18 protein-coding genes are annotated in these 24,208 nt (G+C 63.4%); 9 read left to right on the top strand and 9 right to left on the bottom strand.

What is annotated here, in order from left to right; translation table 11 throughout:
• Window positions 1-50: 50 nt before the first annotated feature.
• The 4 genes from aroB to L21SP4_RS04340 all read right to left on the bottom strand — a co-directional run bounded on the left by aroB (window position 51) and on the right by L21SP4_RS04340 (window position 3,782).
• Window positions 51-1,166: a 3-dehydroquinate synthase gene (gene aroB, locus L21SP4_RS04355; protein WP_052881513.1), complete on the bottom strand. Its 1,116-nt coding sequence runs from the start codon at window positions 1,164-1,166 to the stop codon at window positions 51-53.
• Window positions 1,163-1,951 (bottom strand): acyl-ACP--UDP-N-acetylglucosamine O-acyltransferase, encoded by a 789-nt coding sequence (lpxA, locus tag L21SP4_RS04350; RefSeq protein WP_052881512.1) that lies wholly within the window; start codon window positions 1,949-1,951, stop codon window positions 1,163-1,165. The genes aroB and lpxA overlap by 4 nt, the downstream gene beginning before the upstream one ends.
• A 4-nt stretch (window positions 1,952-1,955) precedes the next feature.
• Entirely contained in the window at window positions 1,956-2,381 is a 426-nt protein-coding gene (gene fabZ, locus L21SP4_RS04345; RefSeq protein ID WP_052882962.1) for a 3-hydroxyacyl-ACP dehydratase FabZ, read from the bottom strand.
• Between the two features lie 1,071 nt (window positions 2,382-3,452).
• On the bottom strand, window positions 3,453-3,782 hold the full coding sequence (locus L21SP4_RS04340; protein WP_052881511.1) for a YkgJ family cysteine cluster protein: 330 nt from the start codon (window positions 3,780-3,782) through the stop codon (window positions 3,453-3,455).
• A gap of 153 nt (window positions 3,783-3,935) precedes the next feature.
• On the opposite strand from L21SP4_RS04340, the gene L21SP4_RS04335 reads away from it, so the two are divergent.
• The 5 genes from L21SP4_RS04335 (at window position 3,936) to carB (ending at window position 12,033) form a co-directional block, all read left to right on the top strand.
• Complete coding sequence (locus tag L21SP4_RS04335) at window positions 3,936-5,051, top strand: peptidylprolyl isomerase (RefSeq protein WP_052881510.1); 1,116 nt, start codon at window positions 3,936-3,938, stop codon at window positions 5,049-5,051.
• Between the two features lie 60 nt (window positions 5,052-5,111).
• Window positions 5,112-6,290 carry a glutamine-hydrolyzing carbamoyl-phosphate synthase small subunit gene (gene carA, locus L21SP4_RS04330; protein WP_201774685.1) on the top strand — a complete coding sequence of 393 codons (1,179 nt, stop codon included), beginning with the start codon at window positions 5,112-5,114 and terminating at the stop codon, window positions 6,288-6,290.
• Window positions 6,291-6,317: 27 nt separating this feature from the next.
• Window positions 6,318-7,889, top strand: coding sequence for a glutamine-hydrolyzing GMP synthase (guaA, locus tag L21SP4_RS04325; protein ID WP_236682499.1), 1,572 nt, complete (start codon window positions 6,318-6,320; stop codon window positions 7,887-7,889).
• A 264-nt stretch (window positions 7,890-8,153) separates the two neighbouring features.
• A complete protein-coding gene (locus tag L21SP4_RS12320; RefSeq protein WP_074041383.1) occupies window positions 8,154-8,501 on the top strand; it encodes a four helix bundle protein in 348 nt (115 codons plus the stop codon).
• A 274-nt stretch (window positions 8,502-8,775) separates the two neighbouring features.
• Window positions 8,776-12,033, top strand: coding sequence for a carbamoyl-phosphate synthase large subunit (gene carB / locus L21SP4_RS04320; protein ID WP_052881509.1), 3,258 nt, complete (start codon window positions 8,776-8,778; stop codon window positions 12,031-12,033).
• Here the strand turns inward: carB and L21SP4_RS04315 are convergent.
• Window positions 12,024-17,465: a non-ribosomal peptide synthetase gene (locus L21SP4_RS04315; protein WP_052881508.1), complete on the bottom strand. Its 5,442-nt coding sequence runs from the start codon at window positions 17,463-17,465 to the stop codon at window positions 12,024-12,026. The genes carB and L21SP4_RS04315 overlap by 10 nt on opposite strands.
• 178 nt (window positions 17,466-17,643) lie before the next feature.
• Here L21SP4_RS04315 and L21SP4_RS04310 point away from each other — a divergent pair, with 178 nt between their 5' ends.
• Window positions 17,644-18,144 carry a rubrerythrin family protein gene (locus tag L21SP4_RS04310; RefSeq protein ID WP_052881507.1) on the top strand — a complete coding sequence of 167 codons (501 nt, stop codon included), beginning with the start codon at window positions 17,644-17,646 and terminating at the stop codon, window positions 18,142-18,144.
• Window positions 18,145-18,219: 75 nt separating this feature from the next.
• Here the strand turns inward: L21SP4_RS04310 and L21SP4_RS04305 are convergent, their stop codons facing one another.
• The 3 genes from L21SP4_RS04305 to L21SP4_RS04295 form a co-directional block, all read right to left on the bottom strand.
• Complete coding sequence (locus L21SP4_RS04305; protein ID WP_052881506.1) at window positions 18,220-18,444, bottom strand: DUF433 domain-containing protein; 225 nt, start codon at window positions 18,442-18,444, stop codon at window positions 18,220-18,222.
• A gap of 374 nt (window positions 18,445-18,818) precedes the next feature.
• Window positions 18,819-19,151 (bottom strand): type II toxin-antitoxin system PemK/MazF family toxin, encoded by a 333-nt coding sequence (locus L21SP4_RS04300; protein WP_052881505.1) that lies wholly within the window; start codon window positions 19,149-19,151, stop codon window positions 18,819-18,821.
• The gene (locus L21SP4_RS04295; protein ID WP_052881504.1) at window positions 19,148-19,333 is read right to left on the bottom strand and encodes a hypothetical protein; all 186 of its coding nucleotides are present in this window, start codon (window positions 19,331-19,333) and stop codon (window positions 19,148-19,150) included. Before L21SP4_RS04295 ends, L21SP4_RS04300 begins: the two co-directional genes overlap by 4 nt.
• Window positions 19,334-20,282: 949 nt before the next feature.
• Here L21SP4_RS04295 and L21SP4_RS04290 point away from each other — a divergent pair.
• From L21SP4_RS04290 to L21SP4_RS04280, 3 genes are read left to right on the top strand one after another with little or no spacing between them, the layout of a single operon-like run.
• The gene (locus L21SP4_RS04290) at window positions 20,283-21,266 is read left to right on the top strand and encodes a TRAP transporter substrate-binding protein (RefSeq protein WP_082116520.1); all 984 of its coding nucleotides are present in this window, start codon (window positions 20,283-20,285) and stop codon (window positions 21,264-21,266) included.
• Window positions 21,247-21,789: a TRAP transporter small permease gene (locus L21SP4_RS04285; RefSeq protein ID WP_052881503.1), complete on the top strand. Its 543-nt coding sequence runs from the start codon at window positions 21,247-21,249 to the stop codon at window positions 21,787-21,789. The genes L21SP4_RS04290 and L21SP4_RS04285 overlap by 20 nt, the downstream gene beginning before the upstream one ends.
• Window positions 21,786-23,096, top strand: coding sequence for a TRAP transporter large permease (locus L21SP4_RS04280; RefSeq protein WP_052881502.1), 1,311 nt, complete (start codon window positions 21,786-21,788; stop codon window positions 23,094-23,096). The genes L21SP4_RS04285 and L21SP4_RS04280 overlap by 4 nt, the downstream gene beginning before the upstream one ends.
• A gap of 40 nt (window positions 23,097-23,136) precedes the next feature.
• On the opposite strand, the gene L21SP4_RS04275 is transcribed toward L21SP4_RS04280, so the two are convergent.
• A complete protein-coding gene (locus L21SP4_RS04275; RefSeq protein ID WP_052881501.1) occupies window positions 23,137-24,192 on the bottom strand; it encodes a class I fructose-bisphosphate aldolase in 1,056 nt (351 codons plus the stop codon).
• Window positions 24,193-24,208: the final 16 nt, after the last annotated feature.

Here is a 24,208-nt window from a genome sequence, read left to right as displayed (position 1 = left end):
AGAGCAGATGAACGGGGAGCGTAGTCCGGCTTTGTGAGTGTTTTATTAAGCTAGCGCGCCATTTCCCGCCAGACCGATTCGAGCGTCTCGCCGGGGGCCTCGAAACCGGGTTCGGCGTGCCCGATGCGGTCGGCGAGGACAAACCGCACCCGGCCGTCGCGGACTTTCTTGTCCCGACCCATGATGTCCCGCAACACAGACCAGTCGGCGCCCGGCGTGCGAACCGGGAGGCCGAGCGCCTGCAACAGACCTTCGATCCGCCCCGCCTCCTCGGCGGGCAGGCCGTGCAGCTGCGTCGACAGGCGGGCGGCGTAGACCATGCCGACCGCGACCGCCTCGCCATGGAGCCAGTCCGAGTACCCGCCGGAATTCTCCAGGGCGTGCGCGAGGGTGTGGCCGAAATTGAGGATCGCGCGCAGCCCGCCTTCGCGCTCGTCTTCCGCCACCACGTCCGCCTTGATCCGGCAGCACTGCTCAATGACCTCGCCCAGCCGACTTCCCTCTTCGCCGGAGAGATCCATGTCCGGGCACACGCCCGCCGCGAAATCCTTCGCGCTCCGTTCCAACAGCTCAAACAGGGCCCGATCGCGGATGACGCCGTATTTGACCACTTCGGCCATGCCCGCGCGGAACGGACGGGCGTCGAGCGACTTCAGCGTTTCCGTATCGGCCAGCACGAGCCGCGGCTGGTGAAAAGCGCCGACCAGGTTCTTGCCCTGCGGAAGATTGATGCCGGTTTTCCCGCCGACGGAGCTGTCCACCATCGCGAGCAGGGTCGTCGGAACCTGCACGAACGGTATGCCGCGCAGATACGACGCGGCCGCGTAGCCGCCGAGATCGCCGACGACTCCGCCGCCGAGGGCGACGAGAAAACTCCCGCGGTCCATGCCGTGTTCGAGCATCGCGTCGTAGACCTCGAAGAGCGTGTCACGACATTTGCTCTTTTCGCCCGCCGGCACGCTCAGCACCCGGGGCTCGCAGACCCCGGCCAGCGAGGCGACGCAACGCTCCCCATAGCGGCGGAAAACCGTTTCGTCCGTCAGGACCAGGCCGCGCCCTTTAAGACCGGTGGCGGCGACCTCCGGGCCGAGGTTTTCGAGCAGCCCGGGTCCGATGCGGATGGGGTAGCCGCGTTCGCCGAGTTCGACGCTGAGTTCGCGGGTCATGATCCGGGACCGTTACGGGTAATGCCCTTTTTCGAGGACTCGATGAATGCGAGCAGGTGCCGGATCTCCTCGCCGTCTGACCCTTGTGCACGGATCTCCTCGACCGCCCGGGATACGGAGCGATCGGATCGGTACAGCATCCGGAAGGCCTCCTTGAGTTCGCGGCGCACCGCTTCGCTGACGCCGCGTCGCTCCATACCCACGCGGTTGATCCCGCGCACTTCGAAGGGGTTGCCGGTTCCGAGCATGAACGGCGGCACGTCCTTGGTCACCTTGGACATGCCGCCGACAAACGCCATGCGTCCGATGCGGGTGAACTGGACGATTCCGCACATCCCCTCGACCACCGCGTAGTCCTCGATCTCCACATGCCCCGCGACCTGGCACGCATTGGTCAGGATCACGCCCCGGCCCAGGCGGCAGCAGTGAGCGATGTGATTGTAGGCCATGATCAGACAGTCCTCGCCCACCTCGGTGAACTCGTTGTCGTTGGTCGCGGCGTTGATGGTGACGTATTCGCGGATCGTGGTACGCGCGCCGACCCGCACGCCCGGTTTCCCGCCCTTGAATTTGAGATCCTGCGTCTGCCCGCCGACGCGGGCGAAGGGATGGATCACGCATTGCGGCCCGATTTCCGTCCGTCCGTCGACCACCGCGTGCGCCAGCACGCGGACGCCCTCGTCCAGTGCAGCCTCCGGCCCGATCACGGCACAGGGGCCGATCTCCACACCGCTGCCGATTCGGGCCTCCTCGGCCACGATGGCGCTGGGATGAATACCGCTCATGCCCTTACGCCCCGATCGTGAACATCAGTTCCGCCTCGCACACCCGTTCTCCGTCGACAAGCACGCGGCCCTCCACTTTAGCCATCTTGAGACGATGTTTCAGGAAGGTGACCTCGATGCGCATCTGGTCGCCCGGCACGACCATGCGCCGGAATTTCGCGCGCTCGATCGAGGTAAAGTAGGCGATCTGGCCCGCGCGCGAGCCGAGCTTGTTGAGCAGGATGCCGCCCACCTGGGCCATGGCTTCGAGCTGCAGGACGCCCGGCATCACCGGCTCGCCGGGGAAGTGGCCCTGGAAATAGGGCTCGTTGATCGTCAGATTCTTGATCCCGACGATCCGCTTTTCGTCGTCGCACTCGACCACGCGGTCGACGAGCAGAAAGGGATAGCGGTGCGGGAGCACCTCCATGATCTCCTTCGTCTCCATAATCGCCATATCCGTCTCCATGGTTGGATTTGCATCGGCAGGAGGTACAGCATGCGCGATCCTGCCGTCGGGTTCAATTAGAAACGGCGCTGCGCGCCTCGGGGGGGAACGTGGCAACGGCCTTCGGCCTCGTGGGGAACGTGGAAACGGCGCTACGCGCCTCGTGGAAACGCTGCGCTCGGGGGGGACGTGGAAACGGCGCTGCGCGCCTCGTCAAAACGCTTCGCTCGAGGCAACGGCGCTACGCGCCTCGTCGGAACGGCCTTCGGCCTCGTAGGGAACGTGGAAACGGCGCTACGCGCCTCGGGGGAAACGGCCTTCGGCCTCGTAGGAACGACATTCCCCCGATTGCTACGAGGCCCGTCAGGGCCGTTGACACGACTCTCCCCTGCTCGTGGAAACGGCGCTGCGCGCCTCGTCAAAACGCTTCGCTCGAGGCAACGGCGCTACGCGCCTCGTCGGAACGGCCTTCGGCCTCGCAGGGAACGTGGAAACGGCGCTGCGCGCCTCGTGGGAAACGGCCTTCGGCCTCGTAGGAACGACATTTCCCCCGACTGCCACGATCTCCCCCGATTGCCACGATCTCCCCGATTGCCACGAGGCCCGCAAGGGCCGTTGACACGATCTTCCACGCTGCGCTCGGGGGGGACGTGGAAACGGCCTTCGGCCTCGTAGGGAACGTGGAAACGGCGCTACGCGCCTCGGGGAAACGCTGCGCTCGCAGGAACGGCCTTCGGCCTCGTAGGAACGACATTTCCCCCGATTGCCACGACTCTCCCCCCGACTGCCACGAGGCCCGTCAGGGCCGTTGACACGATCTTCCACGCTTCGCTCGTGGAAACGGCGCTACGCGCCTCGTGGAAACGCTTCGCTCGTAGGAACGACATTTCCCCCGATTGCCACGACTCTCCCCCCGACTGCCACGAGGCCCGCGAGGGCCGTTGACACGATCTTCCACGCTTCGCTCGTGGAAACGGCGCTACGCGCCTCGTGGAAACGCTTCGCTCGTAGGAACGACATTTCCCCCGATTGCCACGACTCCCCCCCGACTGCCACGATCTCCCCCTGATCCCCTCACCTCAACTCCGCCAGTCCGGGGCATTCGGGATCGTCCTGTCCCCAGGCCCAGGGGAACGTGCGGCACTGGAGTGGGCGGGCCTGGTAGACTTCGCAGCGTCCGTTTTTCAGGAACACGCAGCTTCCGTCGTCGTTTTCGATGAGGCTGAGATCGCGTGCCCGGCCGGCGATGCGGGTAAACCGGTCGAGGAACGTGTCGGTGTCGATGCCGAGAAATTCCGCGAGGCGTTCGACATCGTGCGTTTCGAGCCACACGTAGCCGCGGCGTCGGCAGCATTGGCCGCAGCGGCGGCACCGGAAGTGTTCCATGTTATCCATATGATCCATACGCCCTCCAGGGCCTTCGCGGCTGAAAAACCCCGAAAAAAAAGGTGAATTCATTGACAGCCCCCTATCCCTCCCCTGATGATGCCGGTTCGACATTTGAGGGGCGGCGACTTTCCGCTGCCGACGGCCCATCTAACGGAGAGGTAGAAAACCATGCTCAGACAGCGATTCAATGCCAAAACCATCGGAAGCCTTTGCACCATCATGCTGCTCGTCGCGAGCTGCGGCGGACGGGACAACGATCAGGGTGTTCCGGAAGAGGACGCCGACGTCTCCGACATGTCCAACCTGTATCAGCAGCCGATGCAGCCGTCCGCCGCCCAGCTTTCGCCCGACCGGACGGTGATGAAAGTAAACGGCGAAGACGTCGCGTGGGGCGCATTTCAGCAGCAGATCCAGCCTCTCATGAGCCGCCTCCCCCAGCAGATGGGCAAGGAACAGCGCGCGCAGATTCTCCAGCGCGCCTACCAGCGCGCCCGCGAACAGATCGTGGTGCAGACCGCCCTGCGCCAGACTATTGACGAAGAAAACGTCCAGGTGGAAGATCAGGCCGTCGAAGACGCCATCGCGGGCATCCGCGAACGCGTGCCGGAAGGGCAGAGCCTGGAGGATATGATCGGCCAGCGCGGGATGACCATGGACGACCTGCGCTCCGATCTCCGCCGCGACCTCCGCGTCCAGAAGCTGGTGGAAGAAAAGACCGGTGAAGTTGAACCGGTCACCGAAGAAGATCTCAAGGAGTTCTACGAATCCAACCCGCAGTCCTTCGAACAGCCGGCCAAGGTGGAGGCCAGCCATATCCTGATCGGAACCGAAACCAACGCCACCGAAGAAGAACAGGCCACAAAGCGAGCCGAGGCCGAGAAGGTCAAGGCCAAGCTCGACGCCGGCGCGGACTTCGCCGAAATGGCCGAAAAGTACTCGACCTGTCCGAGCGGCAAAGAAGGCGGCAGCCTGGGATCGTTCGCGAAGGAACAGATGGTGCCCGCTTTTTCGGAGGCCGCCTTCTCGCAGGAGATCGGCGAAATCGGCGAGGTCGTGGAAACGAAGTACGGATATCACATCATCAAGGTGACCGGTAAGGAAGAGGCGTCCAAGGCCGGATTCGATGAGGCGAAGGAGGACATCCGCCGCCACCTGGAGGCTCAGCGCAAGCAGGGATCGGTTCAGGAATACCTGCAGAGCCTGCGCGACAAAGCCGAGGTCTCCTTCACCGAAGAGGCCCCGGCGGTCATCAGGCCGCAGACGGCTTCCGGTTCCCAGGGATAAGCCCGCTGAACCGGTACGGATCGAAACCGCCGCCCGCCGTCAGGCCGGGCGGCGGTTTTTATGTGGAAAGTGTTTGCATCCCCCCCGCCGCGTAAAGAACATGCTCCGAATATCATCAACACGATCAACACGCGAGGTACCGCTGTGGACGCACTGATCGCACTCGAAGACGGAACCTTCTTCAGGGGCCGTTCCTTTGCCGGAGAGGGGGAAACCTCGGGCGAACTGGTTTTCAACACCGCCATGAGCGGATACCAGGAGATCCTGACCGATCCCTCTTACTACGGCCAGATCGTCACTATGACCTACCCGCTGATCGGCAATTACGGCGTGAACCCCGAGGACGTCGAATCGCGCCGCATTTTCGCCGCCGGTCTCGTGGTCGGCGAGTGCAGCCGGATCCCCAGCAGCTGGCGGAGCCGGTGGAGTCTTCCGGAATATCTCGAACAGAACGGCGTCATGGGAATTGAGCGCGTGGACACACGGGCCATCACCCTGCATATCCGGGACAAGGGCGCCATGCGCTGTGTCATATCCACCGGCGATCTGAATCCGGAGAGCCTGGTCGAAAAAGCCCGTAACGCCCCTTCCCTCGTGGGGCGCAACCTGATCCGGGAAGTCACCGCCGAAGCGCCGTACACGTGGCCCGAGGGCGGCATGCCCGGCGCGGAGTTCAAGGTCGCGGTCGTCGACTGCGGGATCAAGACCAACCAGCTCCGGCTCATGCAGCAGCTCGGCTGTGAGTGTCGCGTCTTCCCCTGCACCACGCCGGCCGAAGCGATCCTCGCGGAGCATCCGGACGGGATTTTTATCTCCAACGGCCCCGGCGATCCCGAGGGCGCGGAGGATGTGGCCGCGGAAGTGCGCAAGCTGATCGACTCCGGCCGGCCGTTGTTCGGAATCTGCTTCGGACACCAGATGATCGCGCTGGCGCTCGGCGCGGAGACCTACAAGCTCAAGTTCGGCCACCGCGGCGCGAACCAGCCGATCCTCGATCACCGCACGCACAAGGTCGAGATCGCCAGTCACAATCACGGTTTCTGCGTCAGGGGCGAGGGTCTGCCCGAAGAGATCGAGGTCACGCATGTAAACCTGAACGACCGGACCTGCGCAGGCCTGCGGCACCGTGAGAAGCCGCTCTTCAGCGTGCAGTATCACCCGGAGGCCTGCCCCGGGCCGAACGACTCTTTTTACCTGTTCAAAGAATTCACGGAACTGATGCGCAGCCACGACGGTTGAGATCACCTAATTCAAGGAGCCCGCCTCGTGTCATCCAGCGGAGACAAGATAAGCATACGGCCTGACGAGTGGGTTGCCGTGCTCGATTTCGGTTCGCAGCTCACGCAGCTCATCGCCCGCCGCGTGCGCGAGCACAAGGTCTACTGCGAGATCGTGCCTCATGACACGCCCGCGGACGAACTCCGCAGGCGCAACCCCAAGGGCCTCATCCTCTCCGGCGGGCCGGCCAGTGTGCTCGACGAAGGGTCGCCTTCGTGCGACCCCGCCCTGTTCGACCTCGGCATCCCCGTGCTCGGCATCTGTTACGGCATGCAGCTCACCTCCCGACTGCTGGGCGGTACGGTGGAACCGGGGCGCAAGCGGGAGTACGGCAAGGCGATCATGACGATCGACCATCCCGACGCCCTGTTCCAGGGCCTCGCGCCCGATCTGCAGGTGTGGATGAGTCACGGCGACAAAGTGGATACGCCACCCGAGGGCTTCCGCCCGATGGCGCACAGCGACAACTGCTCCGTCGCCGCCATGATGCACCCCGAACGCCGCATCTTCGGCCTGCAGTTCCATCCCGAAGTCGTTCACACCCCGCAGGGCGCGGAGATGCTCTGGAACTTCTGCTTCCGCATCTGCGGATGCCGCGGCGAATGGGAAATGAGCGCCTTTATCGAGGCCGCGACCGAGGCGATCCGTGAACGCGTGGGCGATCATCACGTCATCTGCGGCCTCAGCGGAGGCGTCGATTCCTCCGTCACCGCCACCCTCGTCCACCGCGCCATCGGCGACCGGCTTCACTGCGTATTCGTCGACAACGGTCTGCTGCGCTACCGGGAGGCGGCGGAAGTCGAGGATCTCTTCCGCGACGTGCTGGGCGTCGATCTGCATACCGCCCATACGGCACCGCAGTTTCTCGAGCGGCTCGAAGGCGTGATCGACCCCGAGCAGAAGCGCAAAATCATCGGCCGCACGTTCATCGAGGTCTTCGCCGAGCGCGCCCGCGCGCTCGGCCCGGTCCGCTTTCTGGCCCAGGGTACGCTCTATCCCGACGTCATCGAAAGCGTCTCGCCGGTCGGCGGACCTTCGGCCACCATCAAGAGCCACCACAACGTCGGCGGCCTGCCCGAGGACCTCGAATTCGACCTGGTCGAGCCTCTGCGGGAACTCTTCAAGGACGAGGTCCGGCTGGTCGGGCGCGAACTGGGCCTGCCCAGCTACGTGGTCGACCGCCAGCCCTTCCCCGGCCCCGGCCTGGCCGTGCGCATCCTCGGGGCGGTGGACGAGGAGCGGCTCGACATCCTGCGGGAGGCCGATCTGCGGGTCCGCGAGGAGATCATGAAAATGGAGAACTATCTCGACGTCTGGCAGTATTTCGCCGTGCTGCTTCCCGTCCAGAGCGTGGGCGTCATGGGCGACGACCGCACCTACGAGAACGTGATCGCCGTCCGCGCCGTCCAGAGCCTCGACGGCATGACGGCCGACTGGTACAAGCTGCCGCACGACGTACTGGACCGCATTTCCAACCGGATTATCAACGAGGTCCGCGGCGTCAATCGCGTGGTCTACGATATCAGCTCGAAACCGCCGAGTACGATTGAGTGGGAGTGAGGGGGGGGGGAGGGAGTGGGAAACCTGAGACCTGAAACCTGAGTAAGAGAGCTTGAGTGGGAAACCTGAAACCTGAGACCTGAAACCTGAGTAAGAAAGCTTGAGTGGGAAACCTGAAACCTGAGACCTGAAACCTGAGTAAGAATTATAACGATTGTACACGGAGGTATAAAAAAAACCTAACGCGGGTTCAATGGGAGCCGCGCGGGATGCGGGTCTCCGCCATTCACACTGGAGACGAATGTGGGAGCCGCAAAAAGCACGATGCGCACGCGAACGACGAACCTCGCCGTACATGTTATCAGGCTGTATCTCTCTTTGTCTCGATCTTCAAGATACGATATTCAGGTGGCCGGGAAACAGATTCTTCGTTCCGGAACATCCATAGCGGCGAATTACAGGGAGGCCTCGCGAGCCAGAACCAAAGCTGAATTTATTTCAAAAATTGAGATCTGCACTCAGGAAGCCGACGAGTCACTGCTCTGGATTGAATTGCTCGTGCGCGGGTGCGGAATATCGGAAGACCGCTGCCACCCCATCGAAGAAGAGCTTAACGAATTGATTTCAATATTTGTCACGATGTCAAAAAACGCCAAAGGCGGAAAAACATGACCCCCCAAGTTCAGTCTTCTTTACTCAGTAAGCCCGCACGGGATTCAGGTCTCAGGTTTCCCACTCAATCTCCACTTACTCAGGTCTCAGGTTTCAGGTTTCCCACTCAATCCCTATCCCCACTCTTACTCAGGTCTCAGGTTTCAGGTTTCCCACTCAATCCCTATCCCCCTCTTACTCAGGTCTCAGGTTTCAGGTTTCCCACTCAATCCCTATCCCCCTCTTACTCAGGTCTCAGGTTTCAGGTTTCTAACTCAAACTAATTGGAGTTCCTATGCCCAAACGCACTGACCTTTCCCACATCCTCATCATCGGGTCCGGGCCGATCATCATCGGTCAGGCCTGCGAGTTCGACTATTCCGGCACCCAGGCCTGCAAGGCCCTCAAGGAGGAGGGCTATAAGGTCACGCTGATCAACAGCAATCCGGCGACGATCATGACCGACCCGCAGACGGCGGACCGGACCTATGTCGAGCCGCTCACCCCCGAGGCGGTGGAGAAAATCATCGAACGGGAACGGCCCGATGCGATCCTCCCCACCCTCGGCGGCCAGACGGGACTGAACATCTCCATGACGCTGTTCAAAAGCGGCGTCCTCGATAAATACGGGGTGGAGATGATCGGCGCCAATCCCGACGCCATCGAACGCGGTGAAGAGCGCGAATTGTTCAAGGCCGCCATGGAGGAGGCGGGAATCGAGTGCCTGAAGAGTTTCCACGTCCACTCGCTGGAGGAGGCGCAGCGCCTCGCGGAGCATGAGCTCGGGTTCCCGATCATCGTGCGCCCCAGCTATACGCTCGGCGGCACCGGCGGCGGCATCGCCCACGACTGGGAACAGTTCAACCGGATCGTCGAAAACGGCCTCAAGGCCAGCCTCAGCAGCGAGGTGCTCATCGAGGAGTCGGTCTTCGGCTGGAAAGAATTCGAGATGGAAGTGATGCGCGATCACAAGGACAACTGCGTGATCATCTGCTCGATCGAGAACATGGATCCGATGGGCGTGCATACCGGCGACAGCATCACCGTGGCCCCCGCCCAGACGCTGACCGACCGCGAGTACCAGGTCATGCGCGACGCCTCGCTGCGGATCATGCGCGTGATCGGCGTGGAAACGGGGGGATCCAACGTCCAGTTCTGTATCCACCCTGAAACGGGGCGTCTCGCGGTCATTGAGATGAACCCGCGCGTCTCGCGGTCCTCCGCCCTCGCCTCCAAGGCCACCGGTTTTCCGATCGCCAAGCTGGCGGCCAAACTGGCGGTCGGCTACACACTCGATGAACTGCCTAACGACATCACCCGCGAGACGCCCGCCTGTTTCGAGCCGTCGATCGATTACTGCGTGGTCAAGCTTCCGCGCTTCGCCTTCGAGAAGTTCCCCGGCGCGGAGACGGATCTCGGCGTCAGCATGAAGTCGGTCGGCGAGACCATGGCGATCGGCCGCAACTTCAAGGAATCGCTCCAGAAAGCCTTCCGGTCCCTGGAGATCGGCGTCGACGGACTCGACCTCAAAGCGGAGTCGCGGGTGCCGCGCGAGCGGCTCGACGAGTATCTCCTGAACACCCGCACCGAACGCTGCATCGCGATCAAGTGCGCGCTCAAGGACGGCTATTCAATCGAGAAGATCGCGGAAATGACACACCTCGACCCGTGGTTCATCGATAATATCGCCCAGATCGTAGAGATGGAGCATGCGCTGATCGAGGTCCCGAAAGGCCGCGAACTCGATCCCGCCCTGCTCTCCGAGGCGAAACGGATCGGGTTCTCCGACGACCAGATCGCCGCGCTGCGCGGCGAAGACCGCTGGGCGTTCCGCGAGAAACGCAAGAACGCCGGCCTGAAGCCCGTCTATCATCTCGTCGATACCTGTGCGGGCGAATTCGAGGCCTACACCCCCTACTTTTACTCGACCTGCGACGGCACGCTCGACGAGACCCGCCGAACGGACCGCGAGAGCGTGATCGTGCTCGGCAGCGGCCCGAACCGGATCGGTCAGGGGATCGAATTCGATTACAGCTGCGTGCACACGGTCAACGCACTGCGGGAGATGGGCTACGAGGCCATCATGGTGAACAGCAACCCGGAGACGGTCTCCACCGACTACGACACCTCGGACAAACTCTATTTCGAGCCGCTGACGTTCGAGGACGTGATGAACATCTACGAGAATGAACGCCCGCTCGGGCTGATCATACAGATGGGCGGCCAGACGCCGTTGAATATCGCCCTCGACCTGCTCCGCGCGGGCGTGCCGATCCTCGGCACCTCGCCGGAAAGCATCGCCGCGGCGGAGGACCGCGCCCAGTTCCGCGACCTGCTCAACCGCACCGGGCTCAAACAGCCGGCCAGCGGCACGGCGACCACCATGGACGAGGCCCTGGCCCTCGCCCACGAGATCGGCTTCCCGGTGATGATCCGTCCCTCCTACGTGCTGGGCGGGCGCGCCATGATGATCGCCTACGACGAACAGGACTTCGTCACCTTCACCTACGCCGCGTTCAATGCCAGCGCGGGCCACCCCGTGCTGATCGATCGCTTCCTTGAAAACGCGATCGAAGTGGACGTCGACCTCGTCTGCGACGGGTCGTCGGTCTACATCGGCGGACTGATGGAGCACGTCGAGGAGGCCGGGGTGCATTCGGGCGACAGCGCCTGCACCATCCCTCCCAACACGCTCAAGCCGGAGATGATCGCGAACATCGAGGACGCCTGTGCACGCATGGCGATCGAACTGAATGTCGTAGGCCTGATGAACACCCAGATCGCCGTGAAAGACGACGACTTCTACGTGCTCGAAGTCAATCCGCGCGCGTCGAGGACGGTGCCGTACGTCAGCAAGGCAACCGGCGTCCCGCTGGCCAATATCGCCACCCAGGTCTCGCTGGGCCGCTCGCTCAAGGAACTGGGGCTCGCGAAGCGGGCGCCGGCGCCCAAATGGTATGCCGTCAAGGAAGCGGTCTTCCCCTTCAACCGGTTTGCGGGGGTCGATCCCATCCTCGGACCGGAAATGAAGTCGACCGGCGAGGTCATGGGCATCGACCGCGACTTCGAGACGGCCTACTGGAAGGCGGAGATCGCCGCCGGCCAGCAGCTCCCGACCGGCGGCGCCGTGTTTCTCAGCGCCAAGGACCGGGACAAGGACTGGGTGTGCGAGATCGGTCGCGAGCTGAGCGAACTGGGCTTTTCGATCTTCGCCACGGAAGGGACTGCCTCGGTGCTCCGCGAATACGGGCTCGAAGTGACCGAGACCTATAAACTCGCGAGCGGACGCAAACCGAACATCGCCGACCTGATGCGCGAGGACAAGGTGCACCTGCTGATCAATACGCCCAGCGGCCCGGTCTCGCGCATGGACGAGATCCGCATCCGCTCCGAAGCGGTGCTGCGCAATCTTCCGATCATCACCACCGAATCCGGCGCCCGCGCGACGATCGCCGCGATCCGGACCGTGCGGGAAGGCGACTGGTCCGTCCGCGCGCTGCAGGACTACCATGAAGAGGGAGAAACCGAGGTGCGGGACGCACCTCAGAGGTAGCGGCCGATCGTCTCGGCCATCGCCTCGTGATGGCCTTCATCGAAGATGGTGTAATGATCGCCGGGGACGAAGTGCACGTCCATCCCGCCCCGGACCATGCGTTTCCAACCCGCATCTCTGCGCAGCGGCGCACTGTTCGGCGGCCTCTCGGCACGCAGCAGCACCATCCGCCCATCGTACGGCTCCGGGTCGTAGCACGCGGCGGCCTCCATATGCGCACGCAGGATGCTCGAAAGTTCGTCGGCCTCATCCCGGCTCCGGCGGCTCACGTGCCACCAGTTTCTGATGAGCATCCGGAACCAGCGAATTTTGTCCTTTACGTAACGCACCTTGTCCGCCGGCTTGAGTCGCAGTACATTGCCGGCATACCTCAGGGCGCGCACCGCAGGACCGCAGCGAACATCGGGTCCGTAGGCCTCGATCAGAAACAGCAGGGCGACCTCCTCGCCCTCGCGCCGAAGCCGTTGTGCCATCGTGTAGGCGACATGCCCGCCGTAGGAGAACCCTCCCAGAAAATACGGCCCGTGCGGCTGAACCTCGCGCACGAGGTCCAGAAACGCCTCTGCCACATCCTCAATGGGCCCTTCATTCAACGCGCGCGACAGCCCCAGCGGTTCCAGACCGTAAAACGGCCGCCCCGGCTTCAAGTGCTCGACCATGCCGCGAAACCGGTTCACCCCTCCCCCCGCACCGGGCACGCAGAAGACGGGCTCATCTTTGCCCTCCTCGCGCACGGGAACCCTTGCAGAAGATCCCGGCCCGACGCCGCCCGGGGTATCTTCGAGCGCCTCCGCCATGCGGCGCAGGGTGGGACGCTGCAGCACGGCGGCGACGGAAAGCGGGACCCCCAGCACGTCTTTCACGCGCGAGACGAGATTGAGCACCATCAGCGAATGGCCGCCCAGATCAAAAAAATTGTCGTCGCGTCCGATGCGGCCCACATCGAGTACTTCCTCCCACACCGCGGCCAGCTCGCGTTCCCGCTCTGTCGCCGGAACCTCTCCCGCCCCCGCCGATTCGAACACGTTCGGCGCGGGCAGCGCCTCACGGTCGACTTTACCCGAGGCGTTCCGAGGCAGTTCATCCAGCATCGCCCAGGCCGCGGGAACCATGTAGGCCGGAAGTTCTGCACGAGCCGCCTCACGCGCCGCCGTCAGGGTTTCCGCGGCCCCGGGTCGTTCCGGCACCACCCACGCCGCCAGCGCGGTTACCGCGCCGTCCTCCTCCATCGGGCGCACCGCAGCGTCCCGTACTCCCGAGGTTTCGCGCAGGAGATGCTCGACCTCGCCCGGCTCTACACGATGGCCCCGGATCTGCACCTGATCATCTTTGCGCCCGAGGAAATCGAGTCGCCCGTCGTCCCGGAACCGTACCCGGTCGCCCGTCCGGTACATCCGCGCCCCATCCCCGGAGAACGGATCGACCGGAAAACGTTCACGGGTAAGGTCTCCACGCCCGAGGTAGCCGCGCGCGACGTTCCGCCCCCCCAGCACCAGTTCACCCTCTTCCCCGGGGGCGACTCTCACGCCGTCCGGGTCGAGCACATAGACCCCTACATTGGCTATCGGACGACCGATCGGAGGCGGACCCTCCTCTTCTCCGCCGGGGCGGACGACATCCCACGTGCTGTCGACCGTGTTCTCGGTCGGGCCGTAGGTGTTGATCACCCCGAATGACAACCCCGCCGCGGGCCGGACGCGAAGCCGGTCGCCTCCCGTCAGCAGATACCGCAGCGAGGTCTTCGGTGACAGATCCGATTCGAGAAGCCGTTCCGCGAGCGCCGTCGGCACGAAGGACACCGTGATCCCCTCCTCTCCGATCCACCGGAAGAGCGCGGGAGGATCGAGGAGCTTTTCGTCGGGCGGAATGTACACCGACGCCCCGCAGCACAGGTATGGCCACCCGTCGGCAACCGAGGCATCGAAGGCGATGCTCGCCAGCATGGTGCTCCGGTCCTTTTCCGTGAGTTCAAGCCGCTCCACGTAAAAACGGATGAGGTTGACGAGCGAGCGGTGTTCGATTTCGACTCCCTTGGGACGACCGGTTGACCCGGAGGTGTAGATGATGTACGCGCGGCGACGATCATCCGGCTTCACCTCCGGCGGATGAGAACCTTCCCCGCGGCCCTCGCCTTCCGGATCGTCCAGATCGAGCCACAGCGCGCACGCATCAAAAACATTCCGGATCGCCTCCGGGCAGAACACGGCCCTCGCCCCGCAATCCCCGCACGCCTCGCGCATGCGACGTTCCGGTACTCCGGCATCCACCGGGACATACGTCGCCCCGGCCTTCACGACCGCCAGCATAGCCACGAGCGCTTCGATGGAGCGCCGTCCACAGATCAGTACCGGATCCTCAGCCCCTATTCCCTCCCTGCGCAACCGAAGCGCGATCCGGTTCGCCAGGCGGCCCAGCTCACGATAGCTCAGGGAGCGTCCCTCCTGCCGTAATGCCACACGGTCCGGGTACATCAGGCATGCGATATCAAACAGGCGGTCCGCCGTCTCTCCCTCCACGCGGGGCCGCTGCGCCTCGAGGTTCCACGTATCCAGCCTCTGCAACTCGTCCTCTGTCGCCGCTCGCGCCGGCCCCGCGCGTTCTGCGGCACCGTCCTGCGCAACCGACTCAAACGCCCCGCGCTCCAGGGCCTTACGGTCCACCTTCCCGCTCAGCGTCCGGGGAAAGCCGGACAGCGCCGTAAACGACACGGGGATCAGAACACGCGGAAGATGCTCCACGAGGTAGGCGCGAAGCACAGCATCCTCGGGCGCCGCATCCCCCGCCGCCGTGATGTAGCCATACGGAAGCCCGTCGCACAAAAGAACAACGGCATCATCCACACCCGGATGCCGCCGGATGACACTTTCAATCTCGCCCAGTTCCACGCGCACGCCGCGAATCTTGACCTGACGATCCATGCGCCGGATAAAATCGATGCGACCGTCGGGAAGATACCGAACCTTATCGCCGGTGCGGTACATCCTCGCCCCTTCACGTCCGTCAAAAGGGTCAGGGAGAAAATGCTCCGCCGTGCGCTCGGGGCGGTTGAGGTACCCGCGCCCCACCCCTGCCCCGCCGATATAGAGTTCGCCCGGTGCGCCGGCCGGGACGGGGCGGCGGTGTGCATCGAGCACATAAACGCGCAGATTGGGGATCGGCCGTCCGATCGACGGCCGTTTTTCGCCGGGAACGCACTCGTCGCTCGTCGACCAGATCGTCACCTCCGTGGGGCCGTAGGCATTGAAGAAACGTCGTCCCCCGGCCCAGGCGTCGAGGAGATCCGACGGACATGCTTCGCCGCAGCAGACGAGCACCCGAAGGTCGGGCAGCGGGTCAAAGGGCATGGCCCGCAATACCGTCGGGGTCAGGGTGACCGCACTGATCCGCTGCCGTTTCAGAAACTTCGTCAACGCCGGACCCGGCACGAGATCCGCCGCCGTCCCGGTTCTCAGCGTCGCGCCGACGGTCAGGGCCATCATGACCTCGTAAATTGAGACGTCGAAGCTTGGCGTGGAGAACTGGAGCACGCGGTCCCCCGGCCCGAGCCCGTAGAGCCGGATTTCGGCCTCCGCACAGTTGCACAGCCCGCCGTGCTCGGTGATCACCCCTTTAGGCGTGCCGGTCGAACCCGAGGTGTAGAGTATGTACGCGTCATCGTCGGGACCGGCCGCGACCTCCGGGGGCTCCACCGATTCGTCCTCACCCTCAGGCCCCTCCAGGCCGATCTCCAGGACCGGACACCCGACGTCCGGAACCGTCGCGCGAAGTTCGGCGCAGGTGAGCACCAGCTCCGCGCCGCTGTCCTCCAGATAAAACGTCAGGCGGTCGGCTGGATTCCCCGGATCCAGCGGCACGTACACCGCGCCAGCCTTGAAGATTGCGAGCATCGCCAGATCGAGTTCAGCGCGCGCATCCAGACAGACCCCGACGCGGGCCCCTTTGCGGATGCCGAGCCGCAAAAGCACCCGTGCAAGCCGGTTCGCGCGCGCATCCAGCTCACGGTAGCTGATCTGCTCGTCCGGAGTCTCGACCGCCACCGCGTCCGGGGTCTTTCGCGCCTGCGCCTCGATCAGCCGGTGCACGGCGCAGTCGTCGGGATACGGCGCTTCGATCCCGGACCACTGATCGATCTGCAGGCTTCGCTCATCCGGAGAGACAAACTCAATCTCATCGAGCAGGCGGGACGGGTCGGAACGAGCGAGGCTCCTCAGTCCGGTTTCGATCTGTTCGAGAAAGCGGTCAACCTGAGCCTCGGGGTAGATCTCCGCGGGCGCGTCGAGGCTGAGCCGAATACATGACCCGTCGTAGACCCCGAGCGTGAGCAGGTTCGGTTTCTCGTGCAATTCAACTTCAGCGTTCCACCGCGTTCTGAATCGTTCCGTAAGATCGTATCCCTCGACCACGAGCAGGGCCTTGAAGAGAGGAACGGTGGACGTTCTCCCCGTCCATTCGCGAATACGCGTCAACCCATCGTGTTCACGCGCACGCATTTCGACCTGCTGCGCTCGCAGTGCCGCCAGCCACGGGCCCAGCGGTGCGACGGGGTCTATTCGCACAGGAAACGGCGTGGTGTTCGCAAAAAGCCCGGCGGCGGTATCAGCCTGTTCGCCCCGCCAGTGGCGGCACGCGCGGGTCACTCCGAATACAAGTGCGTCTTCTTCACTGTACCACCGCAGGAGAAGCGCCCAGACCGCCTGAAACAAGGTGTTGGTCGTAACCCCGAACCACGCCGCGGCGCGATGCACTTCCGCGCCGGTCTCCTCGCTGAGCACCCTCTCACGGTGGACATACCATCCCTCGTCACCCGGGGGTTCCGGAAGACCGGGCGGGAGCAGCGATGCGGGCACCACCTCCTCGGGAAGCCGATCGCACCAGAATTCAGCCGCAGCGGCCTCAGGTTCTCCCGCAAGCCACTGCAGGTACGGCCGGAAAGAGGCGGCCGACACAAATTGCGGCGCACGCCCGGCACGGATCGCCGCATAGGCCTCGAGGAGCTCGTCGAGAATGAGGGTGTGCGAGCGTCCGTCGAGGAGCAGATGGTGAAAGGTCCATACCAGGGTTGCGGGGGCGTGCAACGGAAACAGCGTCACGCGCCATAACGGCGCCTTTGAAGGATCGAAGCCGCGCCGCCGGTCCTTTTCCAGAAATGCCGCATCCGGTGCACCGTCCGCGTCTTCCAGGGCCGTCTCAATGCCCTCCTCAAACTGAAGCCTCGGGGCGCACTCCCCCGTCCATCGACACGAGGCTCTCAGGATCTCATGTCGTCCGGCGACCTCATCCCATGCCCGCTTCAGGGCGTCGCGGTCCAGCGGAGCCTCGAAGGTAACCACGAGCTGTTGAAGATAGAAGCCGGAGCCGGGTGCGGAGAGGGAATCGTACAGCATGCCCTGCTGCATCGGTGTCATGGGATCGGCATTCACGGGACGGTCCATAGATTTCCTGATGTTCGTTTCGCGTTTTCCGAGCCTGCGGCGCCTGTCTCCCGGAGAACCATCTTCCCGTTCGCGCCAGCCGGATTATACACACACGGAGCTTTTCTTCACCCGAAGGTTCAACGTAAGATGCCTAATAAGTGCGTTAATGAGTCATCATCATCCAGGGAGGAATATCATGTCGACGATGGACAATCTCAAAGAGGCCTTCGGCGGTGAAAGCCAGGCGAACCGGATGTATCTCGCGTTCGCGAAAAAGGCGGATGCGGAGGGCAAGCCGCAGGTCGCAAAGCTTTTCCGCGCCGCGGCTGCAGCGGAAACCGTACATGCCCACGCGCACTTCCGCGTCATGGGCGGCATCAACTCCACCGCCGATAACCTGCAGTCCGCAATTGAGGGCGAAGGATTTGAATTCCAGGAGATGTATCCGAAATTTCTCCGCGAGGCGCAGGAAGAGGGAAACAAGGCGGCGGAGCGGTCGTTCAACCACGCGCTCAAGGTCGAGGAAATCCATCACGGGCTCTACTCCGAGGCGCTGGAGGCGGTCCGGGACGGCAGCGATCTCGGCGAAGAGAAGATTTTCGTCTGCGAAGTCTGCGGCAATACCGTCAAGGGCCAGCCGCCGGAAAAATGCCCCGTATGCGGCGTTCCGCATGAAAAGTTCTTCGAAGTCGAATAGCTTGCGCCGGGATGCTGAACGTGTCCGTGATCCAGTTCGCCAGGGAAGGCGAAAGCTGGGCATCAATCCAGATGGTCATGCTGCGAGTACCGGGTGGTCAATACGCTTGGACGCGTACTGAAGACAAGCCTTAAGATCCGCATCTTCCAGATGGGGCATCTCTTCGAGAATCTGGTTCGCGTTCAGACCTGCCGAGTAGAGATCGAGCACATCCGTCACGCAGATACGCATGCCGCGAACACAGGGCCGTCCCCCGCATTGCTCGGGATCGATTGTGATTCGGTCACTCAGATACGTCATGATCGACTTCTCCCATTTGCATCGAAAGTACCAGCAACGGGGCGTTTTGTCATTTCGATTTCAGGGCCCACGGCACGCGTGACCGTTGTGTCAGACAGGGACGCGAAGCGGCGCGGTTTGAAACGTACGAGTCGATGGTTGTTCGCCATCTCACAGGTTCTCTCTGTAGAGACATCTGTCGAGTGTTTTGCTCCACCCTCCCGTCCGCCGCAAGATAGTCAAGAGCCATTCTCCCTGCCGTAACTGGATCAATCCATCCGCCCTTCTTTTCAATGGCATGGGAGCAAGATCGCACAGCTTACGCGGTCAGACCCCGTTTCTTTATTTTGACCGTCCGCGGTCAAGTTGAAGGTGAGCAGCGCCTTGTTCGGGCCTCAGTCGTTGTGAAGTTCGAGTGCGGTTCTCAGCGCCTCGTCCAATCGGAGAATTTTCTCCCGAGGAAGCGTGCTGACGAAGTCGGTCAGCATGGCTTTCGGGATGCTCACGAGTTCGTCGCAATGGATGCCGCAGTCGTGCTTCATCCCTTCATCCGTACCGACGGGCACTTGCGTCGTGAGCCCCTCGTACGCTGTGTAGACCGGGGCGCAGATGACCGTTGAGAACCGTGACTCGATCAGCACTTGTCGGCTTACCACGGCAAAGATGCGGAACCTGCGGGGATCGCGGGTGGAGGGGCGCTTGACTCGATAGAGTTCGCCGCGCCTCACAGCGCCACCTGGTAGGCCAGCACGTCCTCCGCCTCCGCGTTCAGCTCGTCGGCATTCCGGTTGATGATCTCCAGATCACGGCGCTCAGCTTCTGTTTTAGCGAGGTGCGCCAGGAAGGCCCTTGCGGCGCGTTCGAGAAACTCCGATCGACTCCGGAATTCCGCGTGGTGCTTGTCAATCATACCAAGCACCTCGCCCGACAGTGTGATGGATGTCTTGACTTTCATACCACCATGCTACTACTCGACCCGCTGACGTCAATCTCATTCTGCTGTCCGAATACAATATTAGCCAGTCTTTCGGTTCTTCGCAGATTTTTGTGGCGGAGCCGTTCGGGGAAGAGACGGGATGGGGATTCACCACAAACGTTCGTAGTAGCGCCGCAAGGCCCGAAGGGCCAAGGCGCGTGATACCGTTCGTAGTAGCGCCGCAAGTCTGCCCCCGGCAGGCCAGGCGCGTGAAAGATAACGGCCCTGGCCCTGCTTCGCAGGCCTGCGGGCCTACTACGAACGTAAGAGAGAACGCACGATCTCTTTGCCTGTGCTCTTCTCATTCATCTTTGCGATTTCCGTGCAGGGCGCGATCTCTCCGCCTTCGGCCCTTTATGCCTTCGGCGGACAGGCTAAGCGCGCCGCTCGTTTGCGGACGGCCTTCTGCTGTCCAGCAGAATCCCTACCCTCACATGAAGAGCATGAAGGTTGGTTGAAGGGGGGAACGGAATCCGTACTCGTACTCGGTACGCGTACCCGGAGCGCCGAAGGCGCGATCCCATCCCCCGATTCAAGGAATTCGAGTACGAGTACCACTTCGCTGAGTACGAGCTTGCGGGGGTTAGACCCCGTTTCCCGTTTCCACTTCCCGATTTCTCCGGTCGCCTGCCGAACGCCCCGCATGAGGCGCGAGATATGGCGCGTCCTCGCGCCATATCCCGTCGCTCTCCAGACAACTGCATTCGTGCCCCCCTCTGTAATCCGTGAGATCCCCTTTCCAAACACGTTCCCGTGCTCGCCGGCAGACGGGATCACCCGTGCCGCTCAGGGTTGCCGATCGACGGAGAATGCGATACGGTCCCTAACGAATCGATTGTCTCAAACCATAAAGATCATGATATTGGCCTCGGGACCCGACGCTATGATGAAACGAAGCTTCGCCGTGCTCGCTTGCGCAGGGATCGCGGGGCTCGTTTTCTGCGGCTGCACACGCGATGCCCCGCGCACGATCACGCTTCGTATGGCGCACCCGCTCGACGTGTCTCATCCGATTCATCAGGCGGCGGAGTTCATGCAGCGGCGGCTCGCGGAAGAAAGCGGCGGCCGGGTCCGGCTGGAGATCCGGCCGAACAGTCAGCTCGGAAGCTCGCGCGAATGCATCGAACAGGTCCAGATGGGGATTCTCGATCTGACGGTCAGTTCGGCGGCGACGCTTGAGGGGTTCATCCCCGAGATGGGGGTGTTCAGCGTGCCCTATCTCTTCAGGAACGAGGAGCATTACTGGCGTGTGCTCGAGGGGGACGTCGGACAACGGATCCTGGAGGCGGGGAAAAGCGTGTATCTCCGGGGCCTGTGTTTTTACGACGCGGGCAGCCGCAGTTTTTATACCCGCGACCGGATCATCCGCACTCCCGCAGATCTCGACGGGATGAAGATCCGCGTCATGCAGAGCCGGGTCTGCATGCAGGGGGTCCGGGCGCTCGGCGCGACGCCGACCCCGATCTCGTGGGGCGAACTTTACACCGCGCTTCAACAGGGGGTGGTCGACGGCGCGGAAAACAATCCCCCCAGTTTCTACACCTCGCGCCATTACGAAGTCTGCCCGTACTACTCGCTAGACCGGCACTTCCGCATCCCCGATCTCCTCCTCATGAGCCCGGCACGCTGGCGTCGGCTCGATGCCGAAGACCGGGACCTGATTGAACGCGTGGCGCAGGAGTCGTCGCGCTTTCAACGGAAACTGTGGGCGGAACACACGAAACAATCGCTGGAGGCCCTGCGCGAGGAGGGCGTGGAGATCGTCCGGCCCGACCGCGGTCCGTTCATGGAACGCGGCCGCGCCGTACAGGAGCAGTACCGCGGCACCAGACTGGGAGCGCTGATCGATGACATCCGAAGCTACTGAGGCGGGGGGCGCTCGGCGCCCCTGGCATCGCAGACTGCGCGACGCGCTGGTCGCAACGCTCGAACGAACCGTGATCGTCCTGATGCTGGTGCTTGTGCTGGACGTACTCTGGCAGGTGCTCTCGCGTTACGTCCTGCGGGCGCCGAGTTCATGGACCGACGAGCTCGCGGTGTTTCTGATGACCTGGACCGCGCTGCTCGGCGCGGCGGTCGCCTACGCCCGCCGCGCGCATCTCGGGCTGGACTACTTCGCCGGGAAGCTTCCGGCCCGGCACCGCCGCCGGGCGGCCCTGTTTACCAGCGCCGTGGTCTTCCTGTTCGCCGTCGGCGCGATGATCGTCGGCGGAATCAGAATCGTGCACCTGAACATCCTGACGGGCCAGCAGTCGGCGGCGCTGGCCATGCCGATGTCGTGGCTCTACCTCGCCCTGCCGGTCAGCGGATGCTTTATCGCGCTCTTCGCGGCGGAGGAGTGGGCGGAGCTGCGCGCCGGCACGGATGAGGATGCGGAGGAGGGATCATGAGCGCGGATGTCTCCATGCTGGTCCTCTCGCTGGTCTTTGTCCTGCTGCTCGTCCTTAACTGCCCGGTGGCGGTGAGCCTGGGGGTGTCGACGTTCGCGGCGATTACGGTCACCGTCGGCTCGCCGTTCGCCGCCGTCCAGATGATCGCGCAGCGCATGGTCTCGGGGATCGGCAGCTTCGCGCTGCTCGCGATCCCGTTCTTTATCCTGTCGGGCCTGTTCATGGGGCGCGGCGGTATTGCGCGCCGGATGATCGATTTTGCGGATCGGCTGGTCGGCCGTCTCCCCGGCGGACTCGGGCACGTGAACATCCTCACCTGCATGCTCTTCGGCTCGGTGTCCGGATCTTCCGCGGCCGCCGTATCGTCGGTGGGCGGGTTCATGATTCCGGAGATGAACCGCAAGGGCTACCGCCCCGAGTACAACGTGGCGGTCACCACCACCGCGGCGATCACCGGACTGCTGATCCCGCCGAGCAATGCGATGATCGTCTTCGCCCTCGCCTCCGGCGGGATCTCGATCGCGGCGATGTTCGTGGCGGGCCTTGTCCCCGGCATCCTGTTCGGCGCGCTGCTGATGGGCGTCAATACCGTGCAGTGCAGGCTGCACGGATACGGGGCGGAGAGGACCGCGCGGGACGACCGGCCGTTGTGGCCGGCGATCCTGCGTGCGCTGCCGAGTCTGCTGCTGGTCGTGATCGTACTGGGCGGCATCCTCGGAGGCATCTTCACGCCGACCGAGGCGGCGGCGGTGGCGGTGTTGTACGCCTTCGTGCTGGCCGTGCTGATCTACCGCGAGGTCAAGTGGAGCGAGATCCCCGGCATGCTGCTGCAGTGCGGCGTCGCGACGTCGGTGGTCATGCTGCTGATCGGGACTTCCTCGGCGATGTCGTGGATCCTGGCGTACGAGGACGTGCCGGGGCGGGTGAGCGCGGCGCTGCTCGGTCTGACGTCGAATCCGCTGATCATCCTGCTGATCATGAACGTGCTCCTGCTGCTGGTGGGCACGTTCATGGACATGACGCCGGCGATTCTGATCTTCACGCCGATCTTCCTCCCGGTAGCCGTGGAGATGGGGATGGACCCGGTGCACTTCGGGGTGATGATGGTCGCCAATCTCTGCATCGGACTCTGCACGCCGCCGGTGGGTACCAGCCTGTTCGTGGGCTGCGGCGTCGGACACACCACGCTGGCCGAGGTCATCCGCCCGCTGCTGCCGTTCTTCGCGGCGATGATCGCCGCCCTGCTGCTGACCGCCTACATCCCGCAGATCTCGCTGTGGCTGCCGACGCTCTTCGGGTTGCGGTAAGGAAGACGGCGGAGCGGAACGGGAATGGGCGCCGCGCCCCTTACGCCAGTCCGATCTCGTCGCAGCGATAGACATCCTGGATGGCGTGGAGCAGCTGGATGCCCTCGCGGCGGGGGCGCTGAAAGGCCTTGCGGCCGCTGATGAGCCCCGTCCCGCCCGCGCGTTTATTGATGACGGCGGTCTTGACGGCCTGCTGCGTATCGTTCTCACCCGAGGGTCCGCCTGAATTGATCAGGCCGATCCGGCCCATGTAGCAGCCGGCCACCTGGTAGCGGGTCATATCGATCGGATGCTCGGAACTCAACGTCTCGTAGACGCGGTCATCCGTCTTTCCGAACTCGAGCGCCTTAAATCCCGGCGCGGAGGTCTTCGGCGCCTTCTGCTTGATCAGGTCCGCTTCGATCGTGACACCGAGATGATTCGCCTGGCTGGTCAGATCCGCGGCGGTATGGTAATCCGTGCCTTCGTGCTTGAAGGCGGAATTGCGGAGGTAGCACCACAATACCGTGAACAGGCCGAGCTCGTGGGCGTGATGAAAGGCCTCGCTGACCTCCTCGATCTGGCGGTTCGACTCTTCCGACCCGAAATAGATCGTCGCCCCCACCCCGACCGCACCCATGTTCCAGGCCTGCTCGACCGACGCGAACATGCGCTGGTCGTAGCGGTTGGGATAACTCAGCAGCTCATTGTGGTTGAGTTTCACGAAAAAGGGAATCCTGTGAGCGTAGCGCCGCGAGACACTGCCCAGCACGCCGAGGGTCGAGGTCACGCCGTTGCATCCGCCCTCGAGGGCCAGCTGCACGATGTTCTCCGGATCGAAGTAATCCGGGTTCGGGGCGAACGACGCCCCGGCCGAGTGCTCGATGCCCTGGTCGACGGGGAGGATGGAGAGATAGCCCGTCCCGCCCAGCCGGCCGTGGTTGTAGAGGCGACTCAGATTCGCCAGGACGCGGTTATTCCGGTCTGAAGGAGCAAACGTCCGATCGATAAAATCCGGACCCGGCGCGTGGATCCGGTCTTTCGCGATCGTCGTGCATTCGTGGGTCAGCAGGTCTTTCGCCTCTTCGCCGAGAATCTTTCTGATGTCGTCGATCATGACCGTCCTCCCGACT

This window comes from Kiritimatiella glycovorans, from assembly GCF_001017655.1.
In the GTDB taxonomy this organism is placed as follows: Bacteria; Verrucomicrobiota; Kiritimatiellia; order Kiritimatiellales; family Kiritimatiellaceae; genus Kiritimatiella; species Kiritimatiella glycovorans.
Note: the sequence above shows the minus strand (reverse complement) of the source record. Positions and strands in the feature narration are given on the sequence as shown.